11 protein-coding genes and 1 tRNA gene are annotated in these 15,338 nt (G+C 45.4%); 8 read left to right on the forward strand and 4 right to left on the reverse strand.

From position 1 onward, the window contains the following. The first annotated feature begins 5 nt into the window (after positions 1-5). Complete coding sequence (locus tag OW491_RS00505; RefSeq protein WP_290034351.1) at positions 6-1,727, forward strand: bifunctional protein-serine/threonine kinase/phosphatase; 1,722 nt, start codon at positions 6-8, stop codon at positions 1,725-1,727. Between the two features lie 318 nt (positions 1,728-2,045). On the opposite strand, the gene OW491_RS00510 is transcribed toward OW491_RS00505, so the two are convergent. The 3 genes from OW491_RS00510 to OW491_RS00520 all read right to left on the reverse strand — a co-directional run bounded on the left by OW491_RS00510 (position 2,046) and on the right by OW491_RS00520 (position 3,480). Further along, positions 2,046-2,609, reverse strand: a complete 564-nt coding sequence (locus tag OW491_RS00510; protein WP_290034352.1) for a rhodanese-like domain-containing protein — start codon at positions 2,607-2,609, stop codon at positions 2,046-2,048. 14 nt (positions 2,610-2,623) lie between these two features. Then, on the reverse strand, positions 2,624-3,061 hold the full coding sequence (locus OW491_RS00515; protein ID WP_290034353.1) for a hypothetical protein: 438 nt from the start codon (positions 3,059-3,061) through the stop codon (positions 2,624-2,626). A 332-nt stretch (positions 3,062-3,393) separates the two neighbouring features. After that, a tRNA-Leu gene (locus tag OW491_RS00520) sits at positions 3,394-3,480 on the reverse strand. A 125-nt stretch (positions 3,481-3,605) separates the two neighbouring features. Between OW491_RS00520 and queA the strand changes: the two genes are divergently transcribed. From queA to serB, 7 genes are all read left to right on the forward strand, one after another. Continuing rightward, positions 3,606-4,652 carry a tRNA preQ1(34) S-adenosylmethionine ribosyltransferase-isomerase QueA gene (gene queA, locus OW491_RS00525; protein ID WP_290034354.1) on the forward strand — a complete coding sequence of 349 codons (1,047 nt, stop codon included), beginning with the start codon at positions 3,606-3,608 and terminating at the stop codon, positions 4,650-4,652. 14 nt (positions 4,653-4,666) lie between these two features. Continuing rightward, the gene (gene tgt, locus OW491_RS00530) at positions 4,667-5,788 is read left to right on the forward strand and encodes a tRNA guanosine(34) transglycosylase Tgt (protein ID WP_075179889.1); all 1,122 of its coding nucleotides are present in this window, start codon (positions 4,667-4,669) and stop codon (positions 5,786-5,788) included. 28 nt (positions 5,789-5,816) lie between these two features. Continuing rightward, entirely contained in the window at positions 5,817-6,149 is a 333-nt protein-coding gene (gene yajC, locus OW491_RS00535; RefSeq protein WP_075173684.1) for a preprotein translocase subunit YajC, read from the forward strand. A gap of 61 nt (positions 6,150-6,210) precedes the next feature. After that, complete coding sequence (gene secD, locus OW491_RS00540) at positions 6,211-8,064, forward strand: protein translocase subunit SecD (protein ID WP_075173685.1); 1,854 nt, start codon at positions 6,211-6,213, stop codon at positions 8,062-8,064. 11 nt (positions 8,065-8,075) lie between these two features. Continuing rightward, complete coding sequence (gene secF / locus OW491_RS00545) at positions 8,076-9,002, forward strand: protein translocase subunit SecF (RefSeq protein ID WP_075173686.1); 927 nt, start codon at positions 8,076-8,078, stop codon at positions 9,000-9,002. Between the two features lie 87 nt (positions 9,003-9,089). Continuing rightward, positions 9,090-11,672, forward strand: a complete 2,583-nt coding sequence (gene rnr / locus OW491_RS00550) for a ribonuclease R (RefSeq protein ID WP_290034355.1) — start codon at positions 9,090-9,092, stop codon at positions 11,670-11,672. 95 nt (positions 11,673-11,767) lie between these two features. Beyond that, positions 11,768-12,985, forward strand: coding sequence for a phosphoserine phosphatase SerB (gene serB / locus OW491_RS00555; protein WP_290034356.1), 1,218 nt, complete (start codon positions 11,768-11,770; stop codon positions 12,983-12,985). A gap of 91 nt (positions 12,986-13,076) precedes the next feature. Here the strand turns inward: serB and OW491_RS00560 are convergent, their stop codons facing one another. Then, positions 13,077-15,194, reverse strand: a complete 2,118-nt coding sequence (locus tag OW491_RS00560; RefSeq protein ID WP_290034357.1) for an EAL domain-containing protein — start codon at positions 15,192-15,194, stop codon at positions 13,077-13,079. Between the last annotated feature and the right edge of the window lie 144 nt (positions 15,195-15,338).

The raw sequence follows: 15,338 nt of genomic DNA on the forward strand, positions 1-15,338 counted from the left end.
GCCATATGAGTCAGTTGCGAGTATCAATAGGCCAGTGCTCTGATAAAGGGCTTAAAGCAGTTAATCAGGACTTTCACGGAGTGTTAGTGCCTAAAGAGCCGCAATTGAGTGCGAAAGGTGTGGCTGTGGTGTTGGCTGATGGAATCAGTAGTAGCGATGTAAGTCAGGAGGCTAGTGAGTCTTCTGTTACTGGCTTTTTGGCGGATTATTACTGTACTTCTGAGGCATGGTCGGTAAAAAAATCTGCTCAAACTGTATTGGGTGCTACGAACTCATGGCTGTATTCCCAAACTCGGCAGAGTCAGTATCGGTATGATAAAGACCGAGGCTATGTCTGTACCTTAAGTGCTTTGATTGTAAAGTCCACCACGGCTCATGTATTTCATGTGGGGGATGCGCGTGTTTATCGGCTTCGTGGTGATGATTGGGAGCAGCTGACCGACGATCATCGGTTTTGGGTGTCGCAAGATACCAGCTATTTGAGCCGTGCTATGGGTATGGATTCGCACCTAGAGGTTGACTACAGCGCGTATCCATTAATTGAGGGGGATGTTTTTGTTCTGGCGACTGATGGAGTCTATGAGTTTGTAGCGGATAAGTTTGTTCGCCAGGCGATTGAAGGTAGTCATAATGATTTAGATAAAGCGGCTAAGCTGATTCTTGAGGAAGCACTTGAGCAGGGCAGTGATGATAATGTAACGGTGCAGGTGGTTAGAGTTGACTCACTACCTGAGCAAGACGTTAAATCGCTCTATCATGAATTGACTGAGTTGCCATTCCCGCCAGTGTTAGAGGCGCGTATGGAGTTTGATGGCTATCTCATTATCCGAGAGCTTTATGCAAGTAGCCGTAGTCATGTTTTGTTGGCGGTCGATACTCAAACGCAGCAGCAGGTAGTCTTAAAAACCCCTTCCGTTGATCTAAGAGATGATCCTGCATATCTAGAACGTTTTTTGATGGAAGAGTGGATAGCCAAGCGCGTTAATAATGCACATGTCCTTAAAGCAGTATCGCATACGCGTAAGCGTCACTTTACCTATACAGCCAACGAGTTTATCGAAGGTCAAACGTTAACTCAGTGGATGATTGACAACCCTAAGCCGGATATTGAGCTAGTTAGAGGGATTGTTGAACAGATCGCTAAAGGGCTTCGAGCCTTTCACCGTGCTGAAATGCTGCATCAAGACCTGCGTCCAGAAAACATCATGATTGATACAACAGGAACGGTGAAAATTATCGATTTTGGTTCTACTCGCGTAGCAGGCATTATGGAAATGTCCACGCCAGTTGAGCATCATAACTTGTTGGGTACTGCGCAATATGCAGCGCCTGAATACTTTTTAGGTGAAAATGGCACGGTGCAGTCAGATATTTTTTCTCTGGGTGTGATTGCTTATCAGATGCTTACAGGGCGGTTGCCCTATGGAGCACAAGTCGCTCGTTGTAAAACTAGAGCGGCGCAGAGGAAATTAGTTTATGAGACGTTATTAGATGAAGAGCGTGAAATACCCGCATGGATTGACGGCGTCATCAAAAAAGCAGTGCATCCGTTTCCTGAAAAACGCTATGACGTATTGTCAGAATTTATCTATGACTTACGCCATCCTAATCAGGCCTTTATCAGCAAAACAAAACCGCCGTTGATGGATCGTAATCCGGTGCTGTTTTGGAAAAGCGTTTCGCTGATTTTGGCGTTGTCTATTATTGCAATATTGAGCCGGTGTTAATGTGTTCAGCATTCATTGGTGATGTTGCAGAAAATTAATTTTGTACTAAAGTAATTGTCTTTAAACACTCTAGTTAAACGGAATTAGTCATGGGATATCAAGATAGAGATTGGTACAAGGACGAAATGAAAAAGAGAAATGTAACCACGCGCAAAAGGGTTACAATTATGTCTAGCAACCCTAATGTGATAAAAACTGCGTTAATCGTATCCATAACCCTCAATGTGATTCTTGGTTATGCCTTTCTTGATTTGGCCGGTTTCATCGGTAACTGACTCCCCTGATTAGTTTTTATATCGTCTTGTTGCTGATTTATCATCAGTTTAATGTGCTATCTATACGGAATATTTTATTGGGGTTGGGTTTCGGGTTCCAAGGAAGTTCGGCGTTTTGCCACCCATTTTGAATGCGAAAACCGGCCTTGTCTCCATTTTTTAGACGGCTTCCTTGGAAGCCGTTAATCATATAGGTTGCATTCGGAAAACCGTGTTGACGCAGAAGTTGAGCGCTTGGTAAGCCTCGCTCGTTTCCGGAGCGACACATGGTGATAATCGTTGCATTTTTATTTAGGCCCTTTTCAAAAAGAGCTTGCTCGACTTGTGCAGCAAACTTGGGATTTTGATAGAGACGAAAGCGTTTGCGTTCAGAGTCCCAGTGATTGCGATCGACCAATAAATACGGAATGTTCACATCAACCTCATCGGTGAATCCGATAAACATTATTTCAATTGGGTCGCGTACATCAATGAATAAGACGTCGGCTCGCTGCATTTGAACAAGATCATAAGTGGCTTTAGGTGTTATACCTTCGATAGCGGCTGCATGGGCCGTATTTAGAGGTAAAGTTATGCTCAACAGTAGAGCGATCAGGTAGGTTTTCATGAAATATTCCTTTTCTAAAAACTAAATACGCGTGTGTTTTTAGCTGTCATTTGTTGGGCTATTTCTGGTGGTGCTGCCACACCAACTCCTTCACGGAGAGCGTCTTTACTGTGTGAGCTGTTGGGTAAATATAATGCGCAGACGTTAACGCTAGCACCGCCTTTTTGTAGCTTCATCATCATTTGTTCGGGTGTTACATTTTTTGGCTTTAATTGCTTATTATTGGTTGCGTTAAGCGCAAGGTCGCCAGCTTTGTCGCACAGTAAAACGTCAACGTGCGTTCCTTTGTCTTGCATGGCATTACCTAAGACCATGGCCATTCCTTGAGTTTGTAATGAACCGCTGTTCACTATGATGAGTGCTTTATCAATCTGATTATCATTGGCTTGTGATGCTAACGGGGCTGCTAAGATTGATCCGAATAATAGAGCGGTGAGTTTATTGGCTTTCATTAAGTGTACCTGTATTAATTAATGCTATCTAATTTAGCAAAATCTAATATAAAAGATACTACTGGTTCATTGCTTCTGTAAAGTATTAGGTGTTTTTTTGGGTTAAGTAGCAGGATAAGTTTGGATGGGGTGCGGCTTTCTCCTTCCATTGCGGAGAATATTCCGTAGAGCAGTCTCATTATCTGCTAGCAAGTCGCTGAAGGAGCGCAGACAGGTATTTAGACTGTATTATATCTGTGTGAAGTGTTGAGAATGGCTTAATATACGATTGTGCTAGGAAAGTATGTAGCAGGTGGGTTATTGGCGAGTGCCTAATAACTAATCGAAATGCATGGTACCAGTGGCCGGACTCGAACCGGCACGCTTTTAAGGGCGGGGGATTTTGAATCCCCTGTGTCTACCAATTTCACCACACTGGCATTTCGTGAGGGCGTATTATAGGGATCTTCTTGGGCGCGTCAATGCCTTTTGTCGATATTGAGTGATAATTTTTAATGGGTTGGGTACAATTGCCTGCCTTGTAACCGCCTGCCTGATAGAAAATATGCACGTTAAAGATTTTCAATTCGAATTACCTGAGTCGCTTATCGCAAGTTATCCCCTACCAGAACGAAGCGCTAGTCGTCTTCTATGCCTAGAAGGGAATACAGGTGAGCTAACGCATCGAGTATTTACCGATGTGCTTGATCTTATTAATCCTAATGATTTAGTCGTTTTTAATAATACGCGCGTTATTCCTGCTCGCTTATTTGGTGAAAAAGCCAGCGGTGGTAAAATCGAGGTGTTAGTAGAGCGTGTTTTAGATGAGCATCGTGTGTTGGCTCATGTGCGTTCGAGTCGGTCACCCAAAGAGGGCGCTGAGCTGTTTTTAGAAGGCGGCATTAAAGCGACTATGGTCGGTCGGCACGAGAACCTGTTTGAACTTCGTTTTGAAGACGACGATACGGTTCTTAACCTGTTAGAACAGCATGGCCATATTCCGTTACCTCCTTACATGAAACGAGAAGATCAGTTGGATGATCGCGAACGTTATCAAACAGTCTATGGTACTGAGCCTGGTGCTGTCGCGGCGCCTACTGCTGGGTTGCATTTTGATGATAAGTTGCTCGCGTCCTTGGACGCCAAAGAAGTTCAAAAAGCGTTTGTGACCTTGCATGTGGGGGCGGGGACTTTTCAGCCGGTTAAAGTAGATACAATCGAAGAGCATGTAATGCATGCTGAGTATATCGAGGTTGATCAGTCTGTTGTGGATGCGGTGAAGGCAACACGTGAACGTGGTGGTCGAGTGATTGCCGTAGGAACGACCAGTGTCAGAGCGCTAGAGAGTGCTAGCCAGTCGGGAGAAATCGCCCCTTTTTATGGCGATACGTCTATTTTTATTTTCCCAGGTTATAGGTTTAAAAGTGTTGATTGTTTAATCACTAACTTTCACTTATCCGAGTCAACATTGCTCATGTTGGTGAGCGCTTTTGCTGGCTATGATTATACGATGGCGGCTTATAAAACCGCCGTTGACGAGCAGTACCGTTTTTTTAGTTACGGTGATGCGATGTTTATTACACATAATACAAAACAGTTGGAGGCATCGTGAGCCGTACCTGCTTTATGAATTTTGAAACGACAGCGACAGACGGTAAAGCGCGTCGTGGGCGTTTAACCTTCCCACGTGGTGTTGTGGAGACTCCAGCTTTTATGCCGGTGGGGACTTATGGCACGGTTAAAGGCATGTTGCCTCGTGATATTGAGGCGACAGGTGCGCATATTATTTTAGGTAATACCTTTCATTTGATGCTGCGCCCTGGCACTGAAATCATTCAGCAACATGGTGATTTGCATGATTTTATGCAATGGAAAGGACCTATTTTAACGGATTCCGGCGGCTTCCAAGTTTTTAGTCTAGGTAAAATGCGCAAGATCACCGAAGCGGGCGTCGCGTTTCAGTCTCCAGTTAATGGCTCCAAGGTGTTTATCGATCCTGAACGTTCGATGCAGGTTCAGCGCGAGCTGGGTTCAGATATCGTTATGATTTTTGATGAGTGTACGCCTTACCCTGCGACCGAAACTGAAGCGGCCGCGTCAATGCGCTTATCATTACGTTGGGCGAAACGGTCAAAAGAGGCACATGGCGATAGCCCATCAGCGTTGTTTGGTATTATCCAAGGCGGTATGTACGAACACTTACGAGATGAATCGTTGGCGGGCTTAACGGATATTGGCTTTGATGGTTATGCCATTGGCGGTTTGTCGGTAGGTGAGCCTAAAGGCGAAATGATCAAAGTATTGGATCATTTGGCGTATAAGATGCCTGAGGATAAACCGCGCTATTTGATGGGTGTGGGTAAACCCGAAGATTTAGTAGAAGGCGTGCGCCGTGGTGTTGATATGTTCGATTGTGTTATGCCAACACGTAACGCCCGAAATGGTCACCTGTTTACGGATACAGGGGTTGTAAAACTCAGAAATGCCTCCAATAAAACAGATACACGTCCATTGGATGAAACCTGCGATTGTTATACCTGTCAGAACTTCAGTCGGGCTTATCTTCACCATCTTGATAAGTGCCATGAAATTCTGGGGTCTCAGCTAAATACTATTCATAACTTACGCTTTTACCAGCGGGTGATGACAGGTTTGCGTGAGGCAATTGAACAAGGTAAATTGGACGCCTTTGTAACCGAGTTCTACCGCAAACGGGGTATGGAAGTGCCGCCGTTAGCAGAAAACTAAAATGAATAAACACATCTTTGGAGTAATGATGAGCTTCTTAATTTCCCCAGCGTACGCTGAAGGCGCTGCTGCAGCGCCAATGGACTCAGGTCTATTTAACATTATCTTTTTGCTGGGCTTTGGTCTGATCTTCTACTTCTTTATGTGGCGTCCGCAAGCAAAGCGTGCCAAAGAGCATAAAGCATTGATTGCTGGCATCTCTAAAGGTGACGAAGTCTTAACAGCAGGCGGCATTCTAGGCAAAGTAGTCAAAACAAATGACGACTACGTAGTGTTGGAAGTGAGTGAAGGTACTGAGCTAACGTTCCAAAAAGCTCATGTAGCGGCAGCTCTTCCGAAGGGTACTATCAAAAGTATCTAAGCTGTTTTCTTTTTAAGCGCCACTTAATGTGGCGCTTTGTTTGTTTAAAGGACCGGGCACAATGCTCAACCGTTATCCCCTCTGGAAAAATTGTCTCATCATTTTGGTTGTTTTGTTTGGCGCATTGTACGCCTCTCCAAACTTCTTCCCTGAAGACTATGCCGTGCAGGTTTCAGGCACACGCGATGTTTATCAAGTAGATCAGTCAACGTTAGACCGTGTGACTGCTGCATTGAAACGTGAGAATGTAAACTTTAAATCTGCAGAAGTAGCCGAAGGCAGTGCACTGATTCGCGTTGCTAACAGCGAAGACCAGCTTAAAGCGAAAGCAATCACGGCGAGTGTGGTCGGCGAGAATTATGTGGTCGCGCTTAATTTAGCGGCTACAACGCCTGAGTGGTTAACCAGCATTGGTGCTGGCCCGATGAAACTAGGCTTGGACTTACGTGGTGGTGTTCACTTTTTATTAGAAGTGGATATGGTTCAAGCGGTTTCACAACGTCTTGATGTCTATGTTTCTGAAATAAAAACAAAATTGCGATCTGAAAAGCTACGCTACCGTTCAGTTGAACATAAGGCTGATGGGAGCTTGTCGATTAAGTTTGCAGATGCTGAATCACGTGATGAGGCTCAAAATTTATTGCGCCGCGATTATGTTGAGTTTCTGACAACAACAGAAGAAGCCGATGGCGCTTACTTTGTTAACGTTACGTTGACTGAGCAGACGGTTAAAGACATCGAAGATTACGCCATTAAGCAAAACTTAACTATTTTGCGTAACCGTGTTAACGAATTAGGTGTGGCTGAGCCGCTAGTGCAGCGCCAAGGTCGTAACCGCATTGTTGTCCAGTTGCCCGGTGTTCAAGATGCCGCTGCAGCGAAGCGTATTATCGGTAAAACGGCAAACTTGGAGTTCCGCTTGGAGGCAACGCCAAATACTAACCGTGCGCTTACCGATACGTATGAGTTCCGCAGCGAGCCGGGACGTCGTGCAACGCTAGAGAAAGATATCATTATCAGTGGCGCAAGTGTGGCAAACGCGCAAGCCAGCTTTGATGAGAATGGTCAGCCTCAAGTGTCTATTACCCTAGACAGTAAAGGTGGGCAATTAATGAACCGTACCACGCGCGATGCCGTGCAACGACGCATGGCGGTTATCTTTGTAGAAAACAAAGCGCGCATCATTAATGAGACGGTGGATGGTCAACAAGTCGAAAAACGTATTCCTTACGTTGAAAAGAAAATTATTTCGCTAGCGACTATTCAGTCTGTACTGGGTAACCAATTCCGTATTACGGGCTTGGATGGCGCGGGCGAATCGTCGGAATTAGCACTACTTTTACGTGCCGGTGCTTTAGCTGCCCCTATTTATTTCGTAGAAGAGCGGACGGTCGGTCCTAGCTTGGGTGCAGAGAATATCAAGCAAGGTGTTATCTCGGTTGAGATAGGCTTCGCACTCGTGTTGGTCTTCATGTTAGCGGTGTATCGAATGTTTGGCTTTTTGGCGAACATCGCACTGTGTACAAACTTGTTGTTGTTGGTTGCTGTTATGTCGATTTTATCGGCAACGCTCACTTTGCCGGGTATCGCAGGCATTGTATTAACTGTCGGTATGGCTGTTGATGCTAACGTGCTGATATTTGCGCGGATAAAAGAAGAGCTTAAAAACGGTATTCCGCCGCAATCGGCAATCAATGCTGGTTTTGAACGAGCCTTTACCACGATTTTTGATGCGAACATCACTACGCTTTTGGCGGCCGTTATCTTGTTTGCAATGGGTACTGGGCCTGTTAAAGGCTTTGCTATTACCTTATCGGTGGGCATTATCACATCGATGTTTACGGCAATTGTGGTGACACGTGCACTGGTTAACCTAGTGTATGGTGGTCGTCAGATTAAGAAACTTTCAATTTAAGGTGCATGAAGATGTCTGAGAACGCAAAAGTGTACAACTTCATGGGGCTACGAAAGTTAGCCATTTTCTTATCGGCTGCGATGTTGATTGTCGCAATCGGGTCTTTAGCGGTTAATGGCTTGAAATTCGGTTTGGATTTTACCGGTGGTAGTCTGGTAGAAGTTGGATATGAAACCGAGGCTGATCTGTCAAAGATCCATGATCAGTTAAGTGCTGCGGGTTTTGATGATGCCGTTGTTCAAACGTTTGGCGCGCTTAATGACGTGTTGATTCGCTTGGGTGCTGATCATGACCCTCAGTTAGGCGACAAAGTACTGCAAGCCCTGCAAGAAGGGGAAACGCAAACGATCGAACTTCGTCGTAATGAATTTGTTGGCTCACAAGTCGGTGAAGAGTTACGTGAACAAGGTGGACTTGGCTTGTTGCTCGCCTTGTTTATGATCATGGTATATGTGGCTTTCCGCTTCCAGATGAAGTTCTCATTGGGTGCTGTGCTTGCCTTGACGCATGATGTGATTATTGTGTTGGGCTTTTTTGCACTGTTCCGATTAGACTTCGATTTAACGGTATTGGCGGGTGTCTTAGCGGTAATTGGTTATTCCCTTAACGATACGATCGTGGTTTATGACCGTATTCGTGAGAACTTTCGCAAGGTGCGTAAAGGTTCACCAACGGAAATTATCAACATTTCACTAACTCAAACACTCGACCGGACGTTGATGACCTCGTTCACTACGTTGCTGGTGTTGATCGCTTTGGCAGTATTTGGTGGTGAAATGATTCGTGGTTTTGCGGTTTCTTTGCTAGTGGGTATTACCGTGGGTACGTACTCATCGATCTATGTAGCTGCCAATTTATTAATTATGCTGGGCATCTGCAAAGAAGATTTAATGCCACCCCCTAAAGAAGAAAACGAAGCGATTGATGAGCTTCCTTAAAGTGAATAAACAGGCCGGCATCTTGCTGGCCTGTTTGTTTATAACCATACTGTCATCATTAAGCGCGTCATACGGAATAAGAAAGCTATGAATAAAGAGTGGATGGATAAAGACCCAGCAGCACAACGAGAAGCACAAAATTACGAGAACCCGGTACCAAGTCGAGAGTATTTATTAGATTTTCTGCTGCAATGGGGTAAACCAATTACGCACCCTCGTGTATGCCAAGAATTAAATATTCATGATGAAGATTCGGTGGAAGGTGTCTCTCGGCGCTTAAAAGCGATGTGTCGTGACGGTCAGTTAATGTCCAACCGCAAGAATGAATTCTGTTTGCTGCGTAAAATGGATCTAATCCCAGGGCGTGTTATTGGGCATCGCGATGGCTTTGGCTTTGTGCAGCCGGATAAAGGGGGCGACGACTTATTTCTTAGCCCTCGCCAAATGCGCCAAGTGTTTGATGGTGATCGCGTGGTTGTTCAAGAGGTTGGAAAAGACCAGCGAGGCCGCCGTGAAGGTAAAATCATCGAAGTGCTTGAGCATAACACGCACAAGCTGGTAGGCCGGTTTAAAGGTGAAAATGGCTTTGGTAATTTACAGCCAGAAAATCAGCGAATCGCTCAGCAAGTGATGGTTATTGCTGATCCAGACAGTGGCTTGAAGTATGAGAATGATCAGTTAGTGATACTAGAAATCACTCAACAACCTGGCAAACGTAATATGCCGCAAGGTAAGGTAGTTGAAGTCTTGGGTGATCATATGGCACCGGGTATGGAAATAACGGTGGCTATACACAATTATGGCATACCTGAAGAGTGGCCAGAAACGGTCAAGCAAGAGATAGGTGACTTAAAACCTGAGGTTGAAGAGTCCGCAAAAACAAACCGCATAGACCTGCGCGATTTACCTTTGGTGACCATTGATGGCGAAGATGCGCGCGACTTTGACGATGCGGTATACGCTGAGCGTAAGCGCAGCGGTGGATGGCGTTTGTGGGTCGCTATTGCTGATGTGTCTTGGTATGTAAGGCCGGGTACAGAACTAGATATGGAAGCTCACAAGCGAGGTAACTCGGTTTACTTTCCTGAATTTGTTGTGCCTATGTTGCCAGAACTATTATCCAATGGGTTGTGTTCGCTCAACCCTAATGTTGATCGTTTGGCGATGGTCTGTGAGATGACGATTAGTGATGCGGGCAATATGTCTGGCTATCAGTTTTACGAGGCGGTTATCCAATCCAAAGCTCGCCTCACTTACACCAAGGTGGGTAAGATACTAACCGAAGCTGATACAGAAGAAGGCCATCAACTGCGTCAAGAATATGCCGAGCAAGTTCCTCATTTGGAAACGTTACATAGCTTGTACGATACATTGCGACGCACGCGAGAAATCCGCGGAGCGATGGATTTTGATACGACTGAAAGCCGTATAGTTTTTAGTGATCAGCGCAAAATTGAGAAGATAGTACCGGTTGTGCGAAATGATGCACATAAGCTGATTGAAGAATGTATGCTGTGTGCCAATGTTGCTACCGCTCGGTTTTTGAGTGCCGCTGAAATTCCGACCTTGTATCGCGTTCATGATGGACCAAAGCCTGCCCGTTTAGAAAGCTTGCGTGCCTATCTGGCGGAGTTAGGTCTGAACCTGTCCGGTGGTGAAGATCCTGAGCCGACAGATTACCAGCAGTTAGCAGAATGGATCAAAGACCGCCCAGATAGACATATTATCCAAACCATGATGCTGCGTTCGATGGCTCAAGCGGTTTATACGCCAGAGAATAATGGTCACTTTGGTTTGGCTTATTCGGCCTATACGCATTTCACATCGCCTATACGCCGTTATCCTGATTTGCTTGTGCATCGTGCTATTCGTGCGTTGATACATTCGGGAGCTCAAAAGCGGAGCATTAAACGTTCTGGTAATTTTGTTTTAAATCCTGATTTTTCTTACCGTTATAATACAGAGCAGGTGATTCAATTAGGTGAGCATTGCTCAATGACTGAGCGTCGTGCTGATGATGCGACACGTGATGTTGTCTCATGGTTAAAGTGCGAATTTATGCAAAACCATGTCGGCTCTGAGTTTGATGGTGTGGTATCGGCAGTCACCGGTTTTGGTTTGTTTGTGGAGCTGGAGTCTGTTTTTATTGAGGGACTTATTCATATTACAGGCTTACCTAGTGATTATTACCAATTCGATGCGGCCAAACAGCGTTTGGTGGGTGAGCGCACGCGTAAAGTTTTCAAGCTAGGTGATCGCCTACGTGTGCTAGTTGCCGGTGTTAACCTTGATGATCGCAAAATAGACTTCGAGTTGGTCGAAGTGCTTGATACGCGTAAGTCTAAAGCGGCCCCTGTTAGTAAAAGGCAGTTGCTTGCAGAAGGTAAAATAGGGCCGTCTGATGAAAAGCGTTCTTCTCGGTCGAATTCGGGGCGTTCTACTACAAGAAATAGTAGCAAAAAGCCGAAAAGCAGCGCCAAAGGTGGAGCAAAAAGTGGTGCTAAAAGCGCCACAAAGAGCAAACCCAGCGGTGCAAATTTGTCGGCTGCTGAACGCGAAGTTACTTCGGTCGCTAAAGGAGCGAAAGGTAAGAGTAATAAAGCACGTAAGCGTGTGGCTAAAAAGCCAAAAAGCCGCTCTTCTGCGGGTAATGGCCCAGCTAAGCGTTAGCCGTTAGTGCTTGTTATTATTTGTAACGCGTTGGGTGTTATACTCCGGCGCGTTTTTTAATTTATAACTACATGAGTAATTAAAACCGGTTGTCCATGAAAGAGATTATTCTGCTTACTATTTCCGGCGAAGATAAGCCGGGTGTTACGTCTAGTATTACGCAAATTCTAGCGGGTTTTCAGGTCAACGTACTCGATATCGGACAGGCTGTTATTCATAACACTCTATCCCTAGGTATTTTGATCGAAGTACCCAAGTCGGCTGAATCCTCTCCAATTTTGCGTGACTTGCTCTTTAAAGCACATGCAATGGATATGAAAGTTCGCTTTCAGCCAATCGATGAAGCAGATTACGAAGAGTGGGTACTTGCTCAAGGAAAATCGCGCCATATTATTACCTTGCTTGCCCGCAAAGTTACCGCTGATCATATTGCTGTGGTTACAGATATAGCCGCACGCCATGGTCTCAATATAGATAAAATTACACGCTTGTCCGGTCGTCTATCATTAGACGATGATGCTTCTACTCGCAATAAAGCTTGTGTCGAATTTTCGGTACGGGGGGCGTCGGGTGATATGTCTCAGCTGCGGGGCGAGTTTCTGCATGCCGCCAGCGAGCTTGATGTGGATATAGCCTTTCAAGAAGATAATATTTACCGCCGCAACCGTCGCCTTGTTGTGTTTGATATGGACTCCACTTTAATTGAAGCCGAAGTGATTGATGAGCTTGCAAAAGAAGCCGGTGTCGGTGAGCAAGTGTCTGAAATAACAGAAGCGGCTATGCGTGGCGAAATTGACTTTAACGAAAGCTTCAGGCGCCGCGTTGGATTGCTCAAGGGCTTGGATGCAAGCGTTTTAGAGTCTGTAGCAGCGCGCTTACCTATGACTGAGGGAGCAGAGTCGTTGGTATCGCACTTAAAAACGCTGGGTTATAAAACCGCAATTTTATCGGGTGGCTTTACGTATTTTGCAGAACACTTGCAGGACAAACTTGGGTTTGATTATGTGTATGCGAACCAGTTGGATATTGTTGATGGTGTAGTGACCGGTGAAGTGACGGGGGAAATCGTAAACGGTGAGCGCAAAGCTGCTTTGTTGCGTGAGCTCGCGATTAAAGAAGGGATTAGTCTTGAGCAAACCATTGCTGTGGGCGACGGTGCCAACGATTTGCCTATGCTTTCCATTGCAGGTTTAGGTATCGCCTTTAGAGCGAAGCCGTTAGTGCGCCAGAGTGCTAAGCAGGCTATTTCTACGCTGGGTCTTGATGGGATCTTGTATTTGATTGGCTTTAGAGATCGGGATGCTGCTCTATAGTGGTATTGTTACGCTGTGGTTATTAAAAAACCGGCTTTCTAGCCGGTTTTTTTATTGCCTTAATTTGGGAGTATTTTAAGCGCTCTGCTAGTTACTCCTCAAAAAAGTCATAATTCATTTGATCCATGGGGGGCTGTAAATAATAGCCTTGGATTAATCCCACACCAGACTTCCATAGTCGGCCCATTACTTTTGGGTTTTCGACTAACGGGGCAATGGTAATCATGCCTGCACTGTTTAGTTTTTCTATCATAGCGTCAAACGGAGATTCAGGATCGTCTTCGTTTGTTAGGTCTTGTACGAGCGCTCCGTCGATCTTAATGTAATCAGCATTGATCTGTTTAACAATTTGCTCTGCATTAGGCGACGAGCCATGATGTTTAATGCATACCAAGCAATTGAGTTTTCGTAAGCCAGCAGTAATAATTTTGGCTTGGCTAATGTTGATTGAGCAATCACTCTCGCTAAATTGAAATACTAAATGATTGGCAGGTATGCGGTATTCTCTGAGCAAAGCGGCTAACCAGTTTAAAAGGTCAGGGTCACGCCATGTGCGGTCCGTTAAGCTAATAAAAATGCGATGTTTGGCATTTTGGTTTAGCTCATGTCGCAAGCGCTTAATAACTTCTAAGATTACCCAGCGGTCCATCATGATACTTAATTCTGGGCTTTCGATCGTATCAAAGAATAGTGCGGGCGATAGCTCATTGTCGTCATCGTCTAGCAGGCGTAAGAGCGCCTCGTAATGGCTCATTGAGCTAGAGTAAGACAAAGGCACGACAGGTTGGAAAAGCAGCTTAAACTGTTGGTTGACGACCGCCTGGCGCATATTCTCCAATTTAGTGCTGCTTGGCGCTTCGCTTGGGCTTTTGTCAGGGACGTAGAGCATAACCCCATTAGCGCCCTTAACATTTTCGGCAGCGGTGTGGGCGCGTTCAATAATTTTGTGTGTGCCAGGTGAGGCATCGGTAATGGTAGCTACGCCGATTGAGCAGGCTGTAGGTAGATGGCTTTTTGAAAAAATACACTCAATGTCGGCTATCTTTTTGCAAAGTGATCTTGCTAGCTCCACGGCCTTATCGGCACTGGGGTCCCTAAAAATGATGAGGAAGGAGTCATCGGTCAAGCGAGCTTTGATATGAACGGGGTTTAGCTCTTGTTTGAGCGTATCGGCGATGTCGCGTGCAAGATGATTGCAAGCGTCAGTTCCAAACTCTGATCGTACTTTTTGGAACTTATCGACCTGAATATACATTAGATTGCAATCATGGCCGCCATCTAAGGCTGCCTGTAGCGTTTCATCGAGTCTGCGTAGAATAAATTCGGTGTTGAATAACCCTGTAATGGGGTCGTGTTCAGCAAAGCTTTTGCTCGTTTCTGGTAGTGACTCAGCCCGTACTGTCACTTGTACGCAATTTTGGTGATTTAAACGGGTCTCTTGAAGTTCTATATGAGCGTTAAAGTTTGATTCGTCCGCTCGCCGCGCAGTCAGTTGGAAAATAAGCTCTTTTAGGCGTCCTTCCGTAAAGGTTTTGACCTGTTCAAAGAGTTCTTCACGGTCTTCGTGAACTACGAAAAAGTCGATAGGCTTGCCTTTAAGCTTTTCGGGGTCCTCGTAGCCAAAAATTTGAGCAAAGCTGTTGTTGGCTAATAGCAACTGAGAGGCATCGAAATAAGCGATGGCAAGTGTAGAGCGCTCCATGAGCAGCCGGCAACGCTTTTCGGCTTCGTTTAACAGAGCCTCCGCTTGTCGCATACGGCGTCGGTTCTCTAGGTGTTCTAGTTCTCGACGGATGGTGATTAACAGTAACTCTTTTTCGTCGAGAGGTACCACCGCCTGCATATTGGACTTTAAGCCTTGGAGTAATAGACGGCTGTCGGGGTGCGTAACCAATTGAATGACGGGAATGTCTTTGTCTAACCGTTTGAGGTTCTGAATAGCCTGTTTGGCGGTAAAGTCTTCGCGGTCAGGAGTGCAAATCAATAAATCCCAAGAGCGCTCAGACAAGGCCTCTAAAAAATCATTTTGTGTCAATATTTGGCGGCCACGTGGGGCAAGGCGTGCGCCACGGAGCAGCGAAATGATGGGGTCCATCTCTTCTGGACGTAAACCTAAAAAGAGCAGCTGTACGTTTTTGCGCAAGCGCTGTTGACGCTGATTTGACAAGCGCTGCAGCAGTGCATCAGACGTAGTCGTTGCCTCTTTCATGTGATGATATCCTATCCCAAATCCATTAATGAACTCAGACAAGTGTATCTTGTTTAAATTCATGTGTCAGGCGCATAAATAGTGGATAAAGAAGGAAATTATATAAAAATGTAACTGAATAGAAGCAATAAAATTGTGCAGAAA

The sequence above is a fragment of the Neptunomonas sp. CHC150 genome (assembly GCF_030397555.1).
In the GTDB taxonomy this organism is placed as follows: domain Bacteria; phylum Pseudomonadota; class Gammaproteobacteria; order Pseudomonadales; family Balneatricaceae; genus Neptunomonas; species Neptunomonas phycophila.